Here is an 18,231-nt window from a genome sequence, read left to right as displayed (position 1 = left end):
AGCAAGTATTGGCAGTAATCCAGTCGGCTCGGACGTTTTGATGTCATGTCCCTTAGTGTACTGACTTGAAAGCTGCTTTGGGTTTACATCATTTTTAAAATAGCTCACTTTTTTTGCGTAAGTCCTACAAGACATATTTTCAAAAGGCGCGTGATGCGCCTTTTTTTCATCATGGAGTGTGTACTGCTTGTACGCTAATATGTGCAAACATTTGAACTATTAGCGAAACAGGGACTAGCATGTCAGAAAATATCCGTCCTGAACCAGGATTCAATACCGGCATCATCCACAATGAATATGTTGCACCAGAAGGTTTTGCTGCCTTCCCGGTTGGCATACATCATGCATCCACGGTCTTGTTTGAAAATGTCGCCGCGATGCGCGAGCGTAGCTGGCAAGATAAATCGGCATATACCTATGGCTTGCATGGTACGCCTACCAGTTTCACTCTGGAGGCTAGACTGGCAGAGATAGAGAAAGGTAAATTCTGCCTGCTCGCACCCAGTGGCCTCGCGGCAATTACGCTGGTCGATATGGCGTTTTTACAGAGTGGTGATCATGTCCTGATCCCGGATAATGCCTACGGCCCCAATCGCGATCTGGCGGACTGGTTATCACGCAGTTTTGGCATCAGTGTGCAGTATTACGATCCCCTGATCGGTGCTGGTATTGCAGAGCTGATTGTGGAAAATACCCGGCTGATCTGGGTAGAGGCACCAGGCTCCGTTACGATGGAAGTGCCGGATGTGCCAGCGATATGTGCTGTTGCCCATGCGCGCGGTGTGTTGGTGGCGATGGATAATACCTGGTCGGCAGGGCTTGCGTTTGCTGCTTTTGAGCATGGTGTGGATATCATCATGCAGGCGCTGACCAAATACCAGAGCGGTGGTTCGGATGTTTTGATGGGGGCAGTGATTACCCGTGACAAGACACTTAATACCCGATTGCAGCTGGCGCACATGCGCCTGGGTTTTGGTGTCGGTATGGATGATGTTTATCTGGTACTGCGCAATTTGCCTACGCTGCAACTGCGTTTTAATGCGCACGATCAAAGTGCCCGCAAGATTGCAGCATGGCTGGCTGAACAGCCAGAAATCAGTAAGGTTTTGCATCCGGCATTGCCGGATTGTCCTGGGCATGCAATCTGGCAGCGTGACTTTACCGGGGCGGGTGGTTTGTTTTCGGTGTTGTTTGATGCAAGCTATAGCGAAGAGCAAACTGACCGCTTTGTCGATAGTTTGAAATTGTTCAAGCTAGGCTATAGCTGGGGCGGGGCGCATAGCTTATGTGTGCCATATCGCATGCAGTATATGCGTAGCAACTGGACAGAGTCCGGCATACTGGTGCGTTTCAATATAGGTTTGGAAGATACGCAAGACCTGATTGCTGACATAGAGCAGGCCTTGACGATGCTGACTTGAAAACCATGGCTGCTATTGATGCAGCCTTGGCTTTCAGGCTTATTTATTTTTACTTATTTACTTGCTAGCGCTACTTGCAGCAGCATCAGACGCAGGAGCAGACGTGGTATTTGCCTCAGATGCAGCAGCGGGCAAGCTTGCTGGCGCTGGTGCTGGTTCTGGGGTGCTGGCAGAAGCCGAGTGAACCTCAGTTGGATTATGACCAGCAGCTTCACCTTGCATACTGACTTTATCACCCGCTTTAAAAATCAGGAACAGGGCAGCGGCTGCAAAAATAATAAAGCCGACGAGAATTTTCCACATAGTTGTCTCCAAGGTTCAATTTTTAAGATGAAGCAAGCTTAGATGGGCTTGCTTACATCATTCTTGCATTGACGCCTGAAGATAAAAAAGCCAAAAAAAAGAGTGAATTTCCTAAAAAATTCACTCTTCCTCAATGCATCCCCGCAAGCGGGGATGGGTTTGCCTGTAGCTTAAGCTGCCAGCAATTGACGTAATACAAATGGCAAGATACCGCCATGTTTGTAGTAGTCAACTTCGATAGGAGTATCGATGCGCAACAAGACTTTAACTTCTTTCTTTTCACCGTTGGCACGGTGGATCACCAGAGTTGCTTCTTGCTGTGGCTTGATCTCATCTTCTATACCTTTGAGGTCGAAAGATTCGTTGCCAGTAATGTGCAAAGTATCAACGCTGTCAGTACCGAGGAATTGCAGTGGCAATACACCCATGCCAACCAGGTTGGAGCGGTGGATACGCTCAAAAGAACGGGCGATGACAGCTTTTACGCCCAGCAATTGAGTACCTTTTGCTGCCCAGTCACGGGAAGAGCCTGTGCCGTATTCTTCACCACCAAAAATCATGGTTGGCGTGCCATCAGCAACATATTTCATCGCTGCGTCATAGATCGCCATTTGTTCGCCAGTTGGCTGGAACAGGGTTTCGCCGCCTTCAACACGAGAGCCATCTTCCTTGGCCGGGATCATAAGGTTTTTGATACGCACGTTGGCAAATGTGCCGCGCATCATGATTTCATGGTTACCACGGCGTGAGCCGTAGGAGTTGAAATCGGCTTTTAGTACGCCGTTTTCTTTCAGCCATTTACCTGCAGGGCTGGATTCCTTGATGGCGCCAGCTGGGGAGATGTGGTCAGTCGTGATGGAGTCACCGAACACGCCCAGTGCACGTGCAGCAGTGATGCCAGTCGCGGCTGCTTTTGGTTCCATTGTGAAGTCAGCAAAGAATGGTGGCTCAGCAATGTAAGTGGAAGCAGGCCAGTTGTAAACATCGCCTTCTGCGACGCCCTGGATGTTTTCCCACAGTTTGCCGGGAGCACCTTTAACGTCTGCGTAGTTTTCCTTGAAGGTTTTGGAGTTCATCGCGAACTTCATCAGTTTGCTGATTTCTGCGCTGGTAGGCCAGATGTCGCCGAGGAAAATGTCCTTGCCTTTAACGCGGCCAACCGGCTCTGTCATCAGGTCGCGGGTCATATTGCCAGCGATGGCGTAAGCAACTACCAAAGGAGGGGAGGCCAGGAAGTTGGAGCGGATGTTCGGGTGTATACGTGCTTCAAAGTTGCGGTTACCAGACAGGATGGCAGATGCCACGATGTCGTTGGCAGCAATTGCTTCGTTCATCGCAGGTGTCAGATCGCCAGCATTGCCGATACAGGTAGTGCAGCCATAAGCTGTCACGCCGAAACCCAGTTTTTCCAGGTAAGGCAACAAGCCTGCTGCTTCCAGGTATTTAGTCACAACGCGCGAGCCAGGAGCCAGCGAAGTTTTGATATGAGGGGCTACTTTCAAACCAGCTTCAACTGCCTTCTTGGCCAGCAAGCCAGCAGCCAGCAAGACGCTAGGATTGGATGTGTTGGTGCAGGAAGTAATCGCAGCAATCAATACGTCGCCGTTTTTGACATTCACACCATCAGTATTAGTGTATACCGTGTTCAGGTCTTCTGCTTTTTTGTTGAAGCCATTCTCTGCTGTTGGCTTGGAGAACAGATCTGCAAAAGTGGATTTGACGTTGCCGATTTCGATACGGTCTTGCGGGCGCTTAGGGCCGGCCAAGGACGGTGCAACCGTGGCCAGATCGAGGCTGATTTCTGTCGTGTAGTCGATTTCGCCAGCAGCAGGGATGCCGAACATTTTCTGAGCTTTGAAATAGCCTTCGAATGCGTCGATTTCTGCTTTGGTACGGCCTGTACCTTTGAAGTAATCGATAGTCGCTTCATCAACAGGGAAGAAGCCCATCGTTGCGCCGTATTCCGGAGCCATGTTAGCGATAGTCGCGCGGTCTGTCAGGGACAGAGAGCGTGTGCCTTCGCCAAAGAATTCAACAAACTTGCCAACAACCTTGGCTTTACGCAGCAATTCGGTGATAGTCAATACCAGATCTGTTGCTGTGCAGCCTTCACGCAGTGCGCCAGTCAGGTTCACGCCAACAACGTCAGGTGTCAGGAAGTAAACCGGTTGACCCAGCATGCCGGCTTCTGCCTCGATACCGCCTACACCCCAGCCAACTACACCGATACCATTGATCATGGTGGTGTGGGAATCTGTACCTACCAGTGTGTCTGGGTAGTAGACTTCATTTTTCTTGGCATCTTTGACTTTGTGGACGCCGCGTGCCAGGTATTCCAGATTAACCTGGTGAACGATACCAAAGCCTGGAGGAACCACGCCAAAAGTATCAAATGCCTGCATGCCCCATTTCATGAACTGGTAACGCTCGTTATTGCGTTGGAACTCCAGTTTCATGTTCAGGTCCAGCGCTTTCTTTTCGCGGAAATGATCGATCTGCACGGAGTGATCAACCACCAGATCAACTGGAACCAGCGGTTCGATATTTTTTGCATTTTTGCCTTGTTTGGCAGCAACGTTACGCATCGCAGCCAGATCAGCCAGCAAAGGTACGCCGGTAAAATCTTGCAGGACAACGCGGGATACCACGAAAGGGATTTCGTCTGTGCGGGCTGCAGTTGCACCCCAGTTCGCCAGTTGTTTGACGTGCTCTTCAGTGACTTTTTTTCCGTCGCAATTACGCAGCACCGATTCCAGAACGATACGGATGGACACTGGCAGGCGCGAAATATTTACGCCGAGATTTTTTTCCAATGCAGGCAGGGAAAAGAACTTGCCTTTCTTGGTGTCTGAAATTTTAAAATCTTTCAGGGTTTTGAATGCATCTTTGTACGCATTTTGGCTCATGGCTCTTCCTCTTATTTACAAAAATCAACGATCAAAAAATAATTACATCAAATTACTGCAATATCCACTCAATACCCACTCAACTCCATCCGGTCATACTGAGCAAATATTGCATGTTATGGCACCAGGACTTACTTGACTGGCGCTGCACCGGTATCTTTGCTATTCACTTCTGCCAGTGACGCTGCTTCTGTCTTGCATTCATTGGCTAATTGCTGGCCCTTGTGCGAATCCAGTAACAAGCCTTTGGCGGGAATACCTATCCAGACAAAACCGGACTTGCGGTTTTCAAAGCGCACAGCACCTGTTGTGGTATCGACCTTGGTCAGGCGGTACAGGCGTTTTTTCCAGCGCATGGCCACATGCTCTGCGTCTTCAGGGTTGGTGTACATAGTCAGGGAGTTGCCGAGCTCGCATTTGTACTCGAAGTTCTTGTGTAGGGCCACGTCTGGTTCCGGCTCGTCATCTTCTTTTGTTGCCTGGGCAGCGGCAGGTTTTGCTGCCTTTGCTGTGGATTTGGTTTTGCTGCGTGGTGCTTCCACTGCATTGGCGTTGGTGGCAAGCATGGTGCATGCGGCAAATGCCAGGCTGATAAAAGAAAGTAATTTCATGGTGTCTCCTAGAGTAACTCTTGTGCTGCTGCCGGTAATGCGATTTGCCCCGACTGGGCTCGTCTTAAAATTGTCCAATAATAGCGGTAACTGGCTCTGTCATGTAACTGTCCTTGCCATTGTATGGGTCCCCAGTCCTGTTTTTTTGCCTGGCTCAGGATGCCGATGGCATCCTGGATGTGGTTTTCGTTGGGGGAAAAGGCCGCAATGACAGGCCGTATCTGGTCTGGATGTATGCTCCACATGCGCATGTAGCCGCATTCACTGGCTGCGCGATGTGCGTCATCTGCCACGACGCTGGTGTCTTTGATCTCGGTGGTGACATTGTGTGAAGCCACTTTGCCATAGCGATGGCAGGCCGCAGCAATTTCCAGTTTGGCCCGCAATACCAGGGCATGGCTGAACTGCCCAGGTGAACGCATCGCCGATGCAGGTATGGCGCCAAAATGGGAGGATACGAAATCCATCAAACCAAATGACAGGCATTCTACCTGGGGCAGGGCGGCAATCTGCTGCACTTCTGCCAGTGCACCATGAGTTTCTATCAAGACGTGAACCGGGATTGGTTGGCCGTCAGTTCTTTTGCCAAAATGATTAATGCGCTCAAGAGCTGTCTGCAATTCGGCAGCATTGTTTATTTTTGGTAAAACCAGATAAGCAAGTTTGTCTGCGCATGCGGGCAGTATGATTTGCAGGTCTTGCTCAAATGCGGGGTGATGTACATCGTGCACCCGTACGCCAAGACGCTGAAAATGATTGTCTGTACTGTTCACTAAACCAGTGACCAGATTTGCGTGATTGATCTCGTTGCCAGCGGCCGCGCCGTCTTCGCAATCGAGAGTGATGTCAAAAACTCCGCCTAGTTCCTGTTGTAGCGCAATCGATTTGCGCATCAATTTTTCAGATCCTGCGTAATGGTCGCAGACCGGTAATATAACCGGTAAAATTTGATCCTGAAAAAGTACTGTAGATGGATGCATTACTTAATATATCGTCGTGAATCAAGGCAGATTCCAGCGGTTGCCGGAACCTGCCCCCTTACCTGATTAACCTACCAGGTGTTTGACGCCATCACGCTCTTCTTGCAATTCTTTGAGTGTGATGTTGATGCGTTCACGGGAAAACTCGTCGATTTCCAGACCTTGAACGATAGTGTATTCGCCGTTTTCTGTTATCACAGGGAAGCCGAACATGGTGCCTTCAGGGATGCCATAAGAGCCATCGGAAGGAATACCCATTGTTGTCCATTTGCCATCTGTGCCCAGCAACCAGTCACGTACGTGGTCGATTGCTGCGTTTGCTGCAGAAGCTGCAGAAGACAGGCCGCGCGCTTCGATAATCGCCGCGCCGCGTTTGCCAACTGTAGGCAGGAATACATCTTTGTTCCAGACTTGATCATTGATCAGGTCTTTGACAGATGCGCCATCTACTGTCGCGAAGCGATAGTCAGCGTACATGGTTGGGGAATGATTGCCCCATACGCACAGTTTTTCAACTGCAGCAACTGGCTTGCCAATTTTGGCAGCCACTTGAGACAAGGCGCGGTTGTGATCCAGGCGCAGCATTGCTGTGAAGTTTTTCGCTGGCAGGGAAGGTGCCGATTTCATCGCGATGTAAGCATTGGTATTGGCTGGGTTGCCAACGACCAAAACTTTAACATTGCGGGATGCTACTGCATCCAGTGCCTTGCCTTGTACAGTGAAAATCTGTGCATTGGCTTCCAGCAGATCTTTGCGTTCCATGCCTGGGCCGCGTGGACGTGCACCAACCAGCAAGGCGACGTCGATATCTTTGAACGCTGTCATTGGATCGCTGTGAGCTGACATGCCAGCTAACAGTGGGAATGCGCAGTCGTCGATTTCCATCATTACGCCTTTCAGCGCTTTCTGGGCTTTTTCGTCAGGAATTTCCAATAATTGCAGAATCACTGGCTGGTCTTTGCCCAGCATGTCGCCATTGGCGATACGGAACAGAAGGGAATAGCCAATTTGGCCTGCGGCGCCTGTAACAGCTACGCGCATAGGGGATTTCGCCATGATGCATCTCCGAAGTGGTGTGAAAACGATGTTCAAACAATTGCAGCGACTGATAAGCCGACGCTATGTAAAACACTTAATGATACCGTTGAAAGCGCTGTCAGTCAGCCAAAATCCGCTGCAAACACGTTTTCGTCCTTTACATTGAAAGCGTTCGGACTATATTGCTTGGTGTGACTGCTTTGTGACAGATCGATAGTTGAGGGCGGCCTGATGCAGACCCCGACTATTATTTGTACGGGAGTGTAGGTCGTGTGGGGCTAAGTGTCAATCAATATCTTATGTCTTATATAAGACATATCACTTAGTTTTTGTTCTGGACGTGCTGGGTGGTTTTGTGGTGAAATTGCAGTCTATGAATTCAATCATACCAACCGCAAATAATCCGATTGTTACCCCGGCCACTCCAGGTGCTGGCGTCGGTGCATCGTCTTTTAGTGCTTCTCCCACCTTTAGTCCATTATATCAACAGATCAAAGCCCTGATTACTCAGAGCCTGCAATCCGGTGAGTGGAAGCCAGGTGAGTTAATCCCCAGTGAGATGGAGTTGGCCAGCCGCTTCAAGGTCAGTCAGGGCACAGTGCGCAAGGCGATTGATGAGTTGTCGGCTGAAAACCTGGTCGTGCGTCGGCAAGGGAAGGGGACTTTTGTTGCCACCCACCATGAGGCGCGTTCGCAGTTCCGCTTCTTGCGTCTGGCACCTGATGAGGGCGTGCCACATTATCCCGAAAACCGCATCATTGAAGTCAAGCGTATGCGTGCGCCGGCAGAAGTGGCGCGTTTGCTTGATATTAAATCTGGCGACTCCGTCGTTTTTATCCGACGTGTTCAATCTTTTTCTGGCGTCCCCACTATTCTTGATGACCTGTGGTTGCCCGGCTCCATCTTCAAGGGTCTGACCGCTGAGCGTCTAAATGAATACAAGGGGCCGATGTACGGTTTATTTGAAACTGAATTTGGCACGCACATGATACGGGCTTCTGAGCAAATCAGGGCCGTTTGTGCAGATGCAGCGATAGCTGATTTGTTAAATGTCGATACAGGTACGCCTTTGCTCAATGTGGAGCGCGTTTCTTTTACTTATGGTGACAAGCCGGTTGAGTTGCGCCGCGGTTTATATCTGACGATGAATCATCACTACAGAAATGAATTGAGCTAAATCAATCAGGTATTTGATTTGCTGTGGTTTTTGGTTGTGAAAAGTCTCGTGAGCTGCAATTTTGCTGGCTCAGCATGTATGGGGCTTTAGGTTTAAGATAGCGATATTTTGTTAATCGTGATGATTTTTGTTGGTGCAATGCACCAAAATGAGCGAAAATTGCAAGGTTTATGTACAGACTAGTTAATGGGGAGATTATTTATGTCTGAAGTTGTAAGAACCAAGCCACGCTTTGGTGTAATGCGCTTGATAGATGCAACCGGTTACCGGTTGCCGCTGGCAGGCTTTGTTTCCATCTTGCACCGGGCAAGTGGAATGCTGATGTTCCTGTTGTTGCCATTCATCTTGTATTTGCTAGATAAGAGTTTGACATCAGAAGCAACATTTGCCGAACTGCAGGCATTGACATCTGGTGTTTTCGTCAAGCTGATCATCCTGGCTTTGTCATGGGCTTATCTGCACCATTTCTGCGCTGGTGTCCGTCACTTGCTGATGGATCTGCACTATGGCCTCGACAAGGATAGCGCACGTCAGTCAGCAGTGAGTGTGTTGGCGATCAGTCTTGTGCTGGCAGCATTGATAGCCTTGAAACTGTTCGGAGTATTCTAAAAATGGCAAATAATAATATTGGACCAAAGCGCCTGGTCGTGGGAGCTAGTTACGGTTTGCGTGACTGGCTGGCGCAGCGTGTTACTGCCATCGTCATGGCACTGTACACCGTCATTTTGCTTGGTTTGTTTTTGACAGGTAAAAATTTCAATCAGGCTGGCTGGACTGGCATATTTGCCATGCAATGGTTCAAACTGGCGACTTTCTCAGTTGTCATCTGCCTGCTGTATCACGCCTGGGTTGGTATGCGTGATATCTGGATGGATTATGTGACGCACAATGTATTTGTTCGTCTGGTATTTCAAGTTGCCACTATTCTGTGGCTGATTGCTTGTGCTGGCTATGCTGCACAGATTTTGTGGAGAGTATAAAAGTGGCTGCAATTAAATCCACAATCCCTAGCCGCCGTTTTGATGCGGTCATCGTTGGTGCTGGCGGTTCCGGCATGCGTGCTTCGCTGCAATTGGCAGAAGCTGGCCTGAATGTTGCCGTACTGTCTAAAGTATTTCCTACTCGTTCTCATACAGTGGCTGCGCAGGGCGGTATTGGTGCTTCCCTTGGTAATATGTCGGAAGACAACTGGTACTGGCATATGTTTGACACGGTCAAGGGTTCTGATTATCTGGGTGACCAGGATGCGATCGAATTCATGTGTCGTGAAGCTCCAAAAGTCGTGTATGAGCTCGAACATTTCGGCATGCCTTTTGACCGTAATGCGGATGGCACGATTTATCAGCGTCCTTTCGGCGGCCATACTGCCAATTTTGGTGAAAAGCCAGTGCAGCGTGCCTGCGCTGCAGCTGACCGTACCGGTCACGCCTTGCTGCACACTTTGTATCAACGTAACGTCCGCGCCCGTACCCATTTCTTTGTTGAGTGGATGGCAATTGACCTGATCCGCGATGCGGAAGGTGATGTGCTGGGCGTTGTTGCGCTGGAAATGGAAACTGGCGAAGTCATGATGCTGGAAGCCAAAACCACGATATTTGCTACTGGCGGCGCCGGTCGTATCTGGCAAGCTTCTACCAATGCATTTATCAATACCGGTGACGGTATGGGCATGGCGGCTCGTGCTGGTCTGCCACTCGAAGATATGGAATTCTGGCAATTCCACCCAACCGGTGTTGCCGGTGCTGGCGTCCTGATTACCGAAGGTGTGCGAGGTGAGGGCGGTATTCTGGTGAATAGCCAGGGTGAGCGCTTCATGGAACGTTATGCGCCTACACTGAAAGATCTGGCCCCACGTGACTTCGTTTCCCGTTCCATGGATCAGGAAATTAAAGAAGGCCGTGGCTGTGGTCCTAATAAAGATCACGTCATGCTGGACTTGCGTCATATCGGTGCTGACACTATTCAAAAACGTTTGCCATCGATTCTGGAAATCGCGCATAAGTTTGCCAACGTGGATGCAACCAAAGAGCCGATTCCTGTCGTTCCTACGATTCACTATCAGATGGGTGGTATCCCTACCAACATCTATGGTCAGGTAGTAGCTCCGAAAAACGGTGGCAGCGAAATCGTCAATGGTTTGTATGCAATTGGTGAATGTGCCTGTGTATCCGTGCATGGTGCAAACCGTCTGGGTACGAACTCCCTGCTTGATTTGCTGGTGTTTGGCCGTGCAGCAGGTAATCATGTGGTTGCCAGTAACCTCAAGGCGCGCAGCAATAAAGATTTGCCTGCTGATGCAGCTGATCTGGCGCTGTCACGTTTGTCCAAGCTGGAAACCAGCACTGGTTCCGAGCGCGTACAAGATGTTGCCAACGCGATTCGCGGCACCATGCAGCAATACTGCGGCGTGTTCCGCACGGATGAATTGCTGCAAACCGGCTACAAGAAAATTATGGAGCTTGATGAGCGTCGCAAGCATGTTTCTTTCAAGGATAAATCCAAGGTCTTCAATACTGCACGTGTAGAAGCACTGGAACTGGATAACCTGATCGAAACAGCCAAGGCAACGATTACATCTGCCGCCGCTCGTAAAGAATCCCGTGGTGCGCATGCACACCGCGATTATGAACAGCGCGACGACGTTAACTGGATGAAGCACACCTTGTGGTATTCCGAAGGCAATCGCCTCGACTACAAGCCAGTCGTGACCAAGCCACTGACTGTAGAAACCTTCAAACCAAAACCACGTACATTCTAAAGAGATACCGATATGGCACGTACACTGAAATTTAAAATCTATCGCTACGATCCGGACAAGGATGCCAAGCCTTACATGCAAGACTTGACCGTTGAGTTGCAAGACACTGACAAGATGTTGCTGGATGCTTTGCAGCGTATCAAGTCTGATGTCGATGATTCTCTGGCGTTGCGCCGCTCATGCCGTGAAGGTGTGTGTGGTTCTGACGCGATGAACATCAATGGCAAGAATGGCCTGGCTTGTACCACCAACCTGAATGAATTGAGCGAACCTATCATTTTGCGTCCTTTGCCAGGCTTGCCTGTCATTCGCGACTTGATCGTCGATATGACGCAATTCTTCAAGCAATACAATTCGATCAAGCCTTACCTGATGAATGATTCCATTCCTCCGGAAAAAGAACGTCTGCAGACGCCTGCAGAGCGTGAAGAGCTTGATGGTTTGTATGAGTGCATCCTGTGCGCATGCTGCTCCACATCATGCCCATCTTTCTGGTGGAATCCTGATAAGTTTGTTGGCCCGGCAGGTTTGTTGCAAGCGTATCGCTTTATTGCTGATTCCCGTGATGAAGCAACTGGTGCCCGTCTCGATAATCTGGAAGATCCATATCGTTTGTTCCGTTGCCACACCATCATGAATTGTGTGGACGTCTGTCCAAAAGGTCTGAATCCTACCCGTGCTATCGGTAAGATCAAGGAACTGATGGTGCGTCGCGCAGTCTAATTTTGTAATCTGGATTTGCAACTTGGGTTTGTGGCTTAAGTTCAAAGTCAGGTTTGCAGTTTAGTTTGCATAGTAGCGATGTCTGATGGCATCGCTACTATTTCATGCGGTTTTCCAGGCAAGCTGAGAGCCGCATGAAATAGTCAGTATGGAAGAGAATTAATTATGTCTGAGTCACAAGCTATATCCCATCAAAGCGACCCGGTAAAGCGGGCCAGGCTGCGGTGGCGGGCAAGGCGAGGTTTATTGGAAAACGATCTTATCTTGACGCGTTTTCTGGATGCCAATGAAGAATCCCTGACAGATGAGGAAGTGGATGCTTTTAGCCGCCTGATGGAGTTGCCGGACAATACATTAATGGATCTGATCATGGCCAAGACAAAACCGGAAGCCGAAGTCGATCTGCCTCATGTACATGCATTATTGCTACGTCTGCAAACGGCGTAAGTCAATTTGATTTTTTGTGTTTTTTTGATTAACGACTCACCTCTTATCTGAAGGAAGAGCCATGACAAATTCTGAAACAAAAGCCACCCTATCATTCTCCGATGGCTCACCAGCCCTGGAAATGCCGATTTACAAGGGCTCTATTGGTCCTGATGTCATCGACATCCGTAAATTGTATGGTTCTACCGGCATGTTCACCTATGACCCAGGTTTCATGTCCACGGCAGCATGTAATTCTTCCATTACTTATATTGACGGCGATAAAGGCGAGCTGCTGTATCGCGGCTACCCTATTGAGCAACTGGCAGTCAATGGTGGCGATTTCCTGGAAACCTGCTATCTGTTGTTGAATGGCGAACTGCCAACGGCAGATCAAAAGAAAGAATTTGTAGCGACTGTCACCAATCACACCATGGTGCATGAGCAGATGCAATTCTTCTTCCGCGGCTTCCGCCGTGATGCGCATCCTATGTCGGTATTGGTCGGTACAGTTGGTGCACTGGCATCTTTCTACCATGATTCGCTGGATATCAATGATCCACATCACCGCGAAGTGTCAGCTATCCGCCTGATCGCCAAGATGCCTACACTGGTAGCGATGGCCTATAAGTATTCTATCGGCCAGCCTTTCGTGTATCCACGCAATGACTTGTCTTACAGCGCGAACTTCATGCACATGATGTTCTCTACGCCATGTGAGCCATACAAAACCAATGAAGTGCTGGTACGCGCCTTGGATCGTATCCTGATCCTGCACGCAGATCATGAGCAAAATGCTTCTACATCGACAGTGCGTCTGGCGGGTTCTTCTGGCGCCAATCCATTTGCCTGTATCGCTGCTGGTATCGCATGCCTGTGGGGGCCTGCTCACGGTGGTGCAAATGAAGCTGCATTGAGCATGCTGGAAGAAATCGGTAGTGTCGATAATATTCCTGAGTTCATCGCTCAAGTCAAAGACAAGAACTCTGGCGTCAAGCTGATGGGCTTTGGTCACCGTGTTTACAAAAACTATGATCCACGCGCCAAACTGATGCGTGAAACTTGCTATGAAGTGCTGCAAGAACTGGGTCTGCAAGATGATCCATTGTTCAAGCTGGCCATGGCTCTGGAGAAAATCGCGCTGGAAGACGAATACTTCGTCAGCCGCAAGCTGTATCCTAACGTCGATTTCTACTCTGGTATCGTACAACGTGCACTGGGCATCCCAACTGCATTGTTCACCGGTATCTTTGCCCTGGCACGTACAGTAGGCTGGATCGCTCAGTGGAAAGAAATGATTTCTGATCCAGAGCAAAAAATTGGCCGTCCACGTCAATTGTTTGTTGGCTCACCTAAGCGTGATGTGCCAGCTATCGATAAACGTTAATTCGAAGCTCTAACTCAAAACGGTCATTCAAACGTTAATCTTTAGTTATTGTATTTTGTTGTAAAAAGCGAGTCTTTGCGACTCGCTTTTTTTTTCTTCAGTAATTATGCTATGCTTCGCCACGAAAGTGATTTTTAGGAATAACTTTCGCGATTTAATCAAAAAACATATTTAAATGACATGCTTTTTGATTTGATCACGAGGATAGATTGAATTAAGCCCTTCCCCACAACTTGATGTGCAATCCGCTAACCGGTCAGGCCGTGTCGCGGAAGGTTAGATTAACCCGCTAATCTCGCGAAACGCGAAGAAAGGTGAGCAAGATGATGCAACAATATAACGCTAACTCGTACTTGTTCGGCGGCAATGCGCCGTATGTAGAAGAACTGTATGAAGCGTACCTGAATAATCCCGGTTCTGTTCCTGACAATTGGCGCGCGTATTTCGACGCCATGCAAAACGTGCCTGCCGTTGATGGCTCTTCCAAGCCAGACGTTGCCCATGCACCTGTTATTGCATCGTTTGCCGAACGTGCCAAACAAGGTCCGATACGCACAGTCAATGCGACTGCTGATGCTGAAATGGGACGCAAGCGCGTCGCTGCCCAGCAACTGATCGCCGCTTATCGCTTCCTCGGCAGCCACTGGGCCAATCTGGACCCGCTGCAACGCCAGGAACGCCCGAGCATTCCAGAGCTGGAGCCAAGTTTCTATGGCTTTACCGATGCAGATATGGACATACAGTTCAATATCAGCAATACCTATTTCGGGCCAGAAACAGCATCATTGCGCGACCTTTTGAATGCCCTGCGTGACACTTACTGCCGTTCCATCGGTGCTGAGTTCATGTACATCAGCGACCCGACAGAAAAGCGCTGGTTGCAACAAAAGCTGGAAGCAATACGCTCCACACCATCTTTCTCTCCTGAAAAGAAAAAACACATCCTCGACCGTCTGACTGCGGCTGAAGGCCTGGAACGCTATCTGCATACCAAATATGTTGGTCAGAAGCGTTTCTCCCTGGAAGGCGGCGAAAGCTTTATTGCTTCCATGGATGAGACTATCCAGCGCGCCGGTGAGCGTGGTGTCGAAGAAATCGTTATCGGTATGGCCCACCGCGGCCGTCTGAACGTACTGGTCAACACCCTGGGTAAAATGCCTCAGGATCTGTTTGCTGAATTTGAAGGCAAACACGGTGATGACTTGCCAGCAGGCGACGTTAAATATCACCAAGGCTTCTCATCTGATATTTCTACTCCAGGCGGCCCGGTTCACTTGTCGCTGGCGTTCAATCCTTCCCATCTGGAAATCGTTAATCCAGTGGTTGAAGGTTCTGTCAAAGCGCGTATGGACCGTCGCGGCGACAAAGATGGCTCACAAGTATTGCCTATCCTGGTACACGGCGACGCCGCGTTTGCAGGGCAGGGCGTGGTCATGGAAACCCTGAACCTGGCGCAAACTCGTGGTTACGGTACTGGTGGCACGATGCATATCGTCATCAATAACCAGATCGGTTTCACGACTTCTGATCCACGCGATTCACGTTCTACGCTGTATTGCTCCGATGTCGTCAAGATGATTGAAGCGCCAGTCATGCACGTCAATGCAGATGATCCTGAAGCAGTGGTTCTGGCGACGCAAATCGCTCTGGACTACCGTATGGAATTCAAGAAAGATATCGTTGTTGATATCATCTGCTTCCGTAAATTGGGCCATAACGAGCAAGATACACCTGCACTGACTCAGCCTTTGATGTACAAGAAAATTGGTCAGCACCCAGGTACACGCCGTATGTATGCAGACAAATTGTCTGCGCAAGGTACTATCCCGGCGGATGGTGGCGATCAGATGGTCAAAGCTTACCGTGATGCAATGGATGCCGGCAAGCACACGCATGATCCGGTTATCTCCAATTTCAAAAACAAATACGCTGTTGACTGGATTCCTTTCCTCAACCGTAAATGGACAGATGCGGCTGACACAGCCGTGCCATCCACAGAATTGAAGCGCCTGGCAGAACGCATCACAGTCGTGCCTGAAGGCTTCAAGCCACATAGCCTGGTAGAAAAAGTACTGGGTGACCGTGCAGCCATGGGCCGTGGCGATATGAACCTGGACTGGGGCATGGGCGAACATCTGGCCTACGCATCTCTGGTTTCTTCCGGTTATGCCATCCGTTTGACAGGTCAGGATGCAGGTCGCGGCACTTTTGTTCACCGCCACGCTGTTTTGCATGATCAAAACCGTGAGCGTTGGGATGCTGGTACGTACATCCCTCTGCAAAACATTTCTGACAAACAGGCACCATTTACTGTCATCGATTCCGTGTTGTCTGAAGAAGCGGTATTGGGCTTTGAATATGGTTACTCAACAGCAGAGCCAAATACCCTGACTATCTGGGAAGCGCAATTCGGCGATTTCGCCAATGGTGCCCAGGTTGTTATCGATCAGTTCATCAGCTCTGGTGAAGTGAAATGGGGCCGCGCATCCGGTCTGGTCATGATGCTGCCGCATGGTTATGAAGGTCAGGGTCCGGAGCATTCATCTGCTCGCCCAGAACGATTCCTGCAACTGTGCGCTGACAATAATATGCAAGTGGTTCAGCCTACTTCTGCTTCCCAGATTTTCCATCTGTTGCGTCGTCAGATGATACGCATGTTCCGCAAGCCTCTGGTCATCATGACACCGAAGTCATTGTTGCGTAACAAGGATGCAGGTTCACCTTTGTCCGACCTGGCTAAAGGCAGCTTCCAGACAGTCATCGGTGAAGTCGATGAAAAGATTGATGCGAAGAAGGTCAAGCGCGTTATCGCTTGCTCCGGCAAAGTGTATTACGACCTGGTCAATGCCCGTAAAGAACGCGGTCAGTCTGATACGGCAATTGTCCGTGTTGAACAACTGTATCCTTTCCCGCATAAGAGTTTTGTTGCTGAACTGAAAAAATTCCCGAACATGGCGGAATTGGTCTGGGCACAAGATGAGCCGCAAAATCAGGGACCATGGTTCCAGATCCAGCACAATATTTTTGAAAGCCTGGAAGAAGGTCAAAAACTTGCTTATGCAGGTCGTCCAGCGAGTGCATCGCCAGCTGTCGGTTACTATGACAAGCACTATGCACAACAAAAAGCTTTGCTGGAAACGGCATTTTCCAAACTCAAAGGCTTTGTCCTGACCAAATAATGACGCGATGCGACATCAGAAGCTGATGTCGCATTTGGCTACCCGAATCGGAGAGTAAAAAATGGCAATTATCGAAGTAAAAGTTCCTCAGTTATCTGAGTCCGTCGCAGAAGCAACCCTGTTGTCCTGGCATAAAAAAGTTGGCCAGGAAGTCGGCCGCGACGAAAACCTGATCGATGTAGAAACAGACAAAGTCGTACTGGAACTGCCAGCACCTGACGCTGGCGTGATCACACAAATCATCAAGGGTGATGGCAGCACTGTCGTTGCCGGTGAAATCATTGCGATTATCGATACTGATGCATCTGCAAAAGTAAGCCCTATGGAAGTATCCGCAGCTCCTGTTACTGTCGCTGCCGCATCTGCCCCCGCTGCTGATGCAAAATCTTCTGCTGGTGTTGCGATGCCAGCAGCAGCAAAAATCCTGTCAGAAAACAACCTGACTGCAGCACAAGTAGATGGTTCCGGCAAAGATGGTCGTGTTACCAAAGGTGATGTTCTGGCAGCCGTAGCCGCCAAACCTGCTGCAGCACCAGTAGTTGCCCCTCTGGCGGCACCTGCAGCTGGCAAGCCAGCACTGCAACAAGTCGCTGCGCCGACTATTGCCAGCCTGGGTGACCGTCCTGAAGAACGCGTACCGATGAGCCGTTTGCGTGCACGTATCGCTGAACGTCTGGTGCAATCGCAATCCACTAACGCTATTCTGACTACCTTTAACGAAGTCAACATGGCACCAGTCATGGACTTGCGTAACAAGTACAAAGACAAGTTTGAAAAAGAACATGGCGTGAAACTGGGTTTCATGTCTTTCTTCGTCAAAGCTGCTGTTGCTGCATTGAAAAAATACCCTATCATCAACGCTTCTGTTGATGGCAACGACATCGTCTACCATGGTTACTTCGACATCGGTATCGCTGTTGGTTCCCCACGCGGCCTGGTCGTACCTATCCTGCGCAATGCGGACCAAATGACGATTGCTGAAATCGAGAAGAAAATCGGCGAATTCGGTGCCAAGGCAAAAGACGGCAAACTGACTCTGGATGATTTGTCTGGTGGTACTTTCTCCATCTCGAATGGCGGTACTTTCGGTTCCATGTTGTCTACGCCTATCATCAACCCACCACAATCCGCAATTCTGGGCGTGCATGCGACCAAGGACCGTGCTGTAGTTGAAAATGGCCAGATCGTTATCCGTCCTATGAACTACCTGGCTATGTCTTATGACCATCGTATCATTGACGGTCGTGAAGCAGTTCTGGGTCTGGTGGCAATGAAAGACGCGCTGGAAGATCCAGCCCGCCTGTTGCTCGATCTGTAATTCA

15 protein-coding genes are annotated in these 18,231 nt (G+C 49.6%); 10 read left to right on the top strand and 5 right to left on the bottom strand.

Going from position 1 to position 18,231, the window contains the following annotated elements; genetic code table 11:
* The first annotated feature begins 239 nt into the window (after positions 1-239).
* Positions 240-1,421: a cystathionine beta-lyase gene (locus tag ACO0LL_RS20670; RefSeq protein ID WP_422952702.1), complete on the top strand. Its 1,182-nt coding sequence runs from the start codon at positions 240-242 to the stop codon at positions 1,419-1,421.
* Between the two features lie 57 nt (positions 1,422-1,478).
* Here the strand turns inward: ACO0LL_RS20670 and ACO0LL_RS20665 are convergent, their stop codons facing one another.
* From ACO0LL_RS20665 to ACO0LL_RS20645, 5 genes are all read right to left on the bottom strand, one after another.
* The gene (locus ACO0LL_RS20665) at positions 1,479-1,724 is read right to left on the bottom strand and encodes a hypothetical protein (protein ID WP_422952701.1); all 246 of its coding nucleotides are present in this window, start codon (positions 1,722-1,724) and stop codon (positions 1,479-1,481) included.
* Positions 1,725-1,894: 170 nt separating this feature from the next.
* Positions 1,895-4,630 (bottom strand): aconitate hydratase AcnA, encoded by a 2,736-nt coding sequence (gene acnA, locus ACO0LL_RS20660; protein WP_422952700.1) that lies wholly within the window; start codon positions 4,628-4,630, stop codon positions 1,895-1,897.
* A gap of 131 nt (positions 4,631-4,761) precedes the next feature.
* Positions 4,762-5,241, bottom strand: a complete 480-nt coding sequence (locus ACO0LL_RS20655; protein WP_422952699.1) for a hypothetical protein — start codon at positions 5,239-5,241, stop codon at positions 4,762-4,764.
* 8 nt (positions 5,242-5,249) lie between these two features.
* Positions 5,250-6,221 carry an HpcH/HpaI aldolase/citrate lyase family protein gene (locus ACO0LL_RS20650; protein WP_422952698.1) on the bottom strand — a complete coding sequence of 324 codons (972 nt, stop codon included), beginning with the start codon at positions 6,219-6,221 and terminating at the stop codon, positions 5,250-5,252.
* A 66-nt stretch (positions 6,222-6,287) separates the two neighbouring features.
* The gene (locus tag ACO0LL_RS20645) at positions 6,288-7,277 is read right to left on the bottom strand and encodes a malate dehydrogenase (RefSeq protein WP_422952697.1); all 990 of its coding nucleotides are present in this window, start codon (positions 7,275-7,277) and stop codon (positions 6,288-6,290) included.
* 355 nt (positions 7,278-7,632) lie between these two features.
* Here ACO0LL_RS20645 and ACO0LL_RS20640 point away from each other — a divergent pair, with 355 nt between their 5' ends.
* From ACO0LL_RS20640 to odhB, 9 genes are all read left to right on the top strand, one after another.
* Complete coding sequence (locus tag ACO0LL_RS20640) at positions 7,633-8,436, top strand: GntR family transcriptional regulator (protein WP_422952696.1); 804 nt, start codon at positions 7,633-7,635, stop codon at positions 8,434-8,436.
* 201 nt (positions 8,437-8,637) lie between these two features.
* Positions 8,638-9,045 carry a succinate dehydrogenase, cytochrome b556 subunit gene (gene sdhC / locus ACO0LL_RS20635; RefSeq protein ID WP_422952695.1) on the top strand — a complete coding sequence of 136 codons (408 nt, stop codon included), beginning with the start codon at positions 8,638-8,640 and terminating at the stop codon, positions 9,043-9,045.
* A gap of 2 nt (positions 9,046-9,047) precedes the next feature.
* Positions 9,048-9,416, top strand: a complete 369-nt coding sequence (sdhD, locus tag ACO0LL_RS20630) for a succinate dehydrogenase, hydrophobic membrane anchor protein (RefSeq protein WP_422952694.1) — start codon at positions 9,048-9,050, stop codon at positions 9,414-9,416.
* A 2-nt stretch (positions 9,417-9,418) separates the two neighbouring features.
* Complete coding sequence (sdhA, locus tag ACO0LL_RS20625) at positions 9,419-11,194, top strand: succinate dehydrogenase flavoprotein subunit (RefSeq protein WP_422952693.1); 1,776 nt, start codon at positions 9,419-9,421, stop codon at positions 11,192-11,194.
* A gap of 12 nt (positions 11,195-11,206) precedes the next feature.
* Complete coding sequence (locus ACO0LL_RS20620) at positions 11,207-11,917, top strand: succinate dehydrogenase iron-sulfur subunit (protein ID WP_422952692.1); 711 nt, start codon at positions 11,207-11,209, stop codon at positions 11,915-11,917.
* Between the two features lie 165 nt (positions 11,918-12,082).
* Positions 12,083-12,364, top strand: coding sequence for a succinate dehydrogenase assembly factor 2 (locus ACO0LL_RS20615; protein ID WP_162041573.1), 282 nt, complete (start codon positions 12,083-12,085; stop codon positions 12,362-12,364).
* A 61-nt stretch (positions 12,365-12,425) separates the two neighbouring features.
* Positions 12,426-13,730 (top strand): citrate synthase, encoded by a 1,305-nt coding sequence (gltA, locus tag ACO0LL_RS20610; RefSeq protein ID WP_422952691.1) that lies wholly within the window; start codon positions 12,426-12,428, stop codon positions 13,728-13,730.
* A gap of 323 nt (positions 13,731-14,053) precedes the next feature.
* Entirely contained in the window at positions 14,054-16,909 is a 2,856-nt protein-coding gene (locus ACO0LL_RS20605; RefSeq protein WP_422952690.1) for a 2-oxoglutarate dehydrogenase E1 component, read from the top strand.
* A 61-nt stretch (positions 16,910-16,970) separates the two neighbouring features.
* Entirely contained in the window at positions 16,971-18,227 is a 1,257-nt protein-coding gene (gene odhB, locus ACO0LL_RS20600; RefSeq protein ID WP_422952689.1) for a 2-oxoglutarate dehydrogenase complex dihydrolipoyllysine-residue succinyltransferase, read from the top strand.
* The last annotated feature ends 4 nt before the right edge of the window (positions 18,228-18,231 follow it).

It is taken from the genome of Undibacterium sp. TC4M20W, from assembly GCF_049340245.1.
Classification (GTDB): domain Bacteria; phylum Pseudomonadota; class Gammaproteobacteria; order Burkholderiales; family Burkholderiaceae_D; genus Undibacterium.
Note: the sequence above shows the minus strand (reverse complement) of the source record. Positions and strands in the feature narration are given on the sequence as shown.

Excerpts from the sequence above, each read along its gene's own strand:
- ACO0LL_RS20640 (WP_422952696.1), top strand. The coding sequence starts at position 7,633 with ATGAATTCAATCATACCAACCGCAAATAATCCGATTGTTACCCCGGCC.
- gltA (WP_422952691.1), top strand. The coding sequence starts at position 12,426 with ATGACAAATTCTGAAACAAAAGCCACCCTATCATTCTCCGATGGCTCA.
- ACO0LL_RS20605 (WP_422952690.1), top strand. The coding sequence starts at position 14,054 with ATGATGCAACAATATAACGCTAACTCGTACTTGTTCGGCGGCAATGCG.
- ACO0LL_RS20645 (WP_422952697.1), bottom strand. The coding sequence starts at position 7,277 with ATGGCGAAATCCCCTATGCGCGTAGCTGTTACAGGCGCCGCAGGCCAA.
- ACO0LL_RS20655 (WP_422952699.1), bottom strand. The coding sequence starts at position 5,241 with ATGAAATTACTTTCTTTTATCAGCCTGGCATTTGCCGCATGCACCATG.
- sdhC (WP_422952695.1), top strand. The coding sequence starts at position 8,638 with ATGTCTGAAGTTGTAAGAACCAAGCCACGCTTTGGTGTAATGCGCTTG.
- ACO0LL_RS20650 (WP_422952698.1), bottom strand. The coding sequence starts at position 6,221 with ATGCATCCATCTACAGTACTTTTTCAGGATCAAATTTTACCGGTTATA.
- acnA (WP_422952700.1), bottom strand. The coding sequence starts at position 4,630 with ATGAGCCAAAATGCGTACAAAGATGCATTCAAAACCCTGAAAGATTTT.
- odhB (WP_422952689.1), top strand. The coding sequence starts at position 16,971 with ATGGCAATTATCGAAGTAAAAGTTCCTCAGTTATCTGAGTCCGTCGCA.
- ACO0LL_RS20620 (WP_422952692.1), top strand. The coding sequence starts at position 11,207 with ATGGCACGTACACTGAAATTTAAAATCTATCGCTACGATCCGGACAAG.
- ACO0LL_RS20615 (WP_162041573.1), top strand. The coding sequence starts at position 12,083 with ATGTCTGAGTCACAAGCTATATCCCATCAAAGCGACCCGGTAAAGCGG.
- sdhD (WP_422952694.1), top strand. The coding sequence starts at position 9,048 with ATGGCAAATAATAATATTGGACCAAAGCGCCTGGTCGTGGGAGCTAGT.
- ACO0LL_RS20670 (WP_422952702.1), top strand. The coding sequence starts at position 240 with ATGTCAGAAAATATCCGTCCTGAACCAGGATTCAATACCGGCATCATC.
- ACO0LL_RS20665 (WP_422952701.1), bottom strand. The coding sequence starts at position 1,724 with ATGTGGAAAATTCTCGTCGGCTTTATTATTTTTGCAGCCGCTGCCCTG.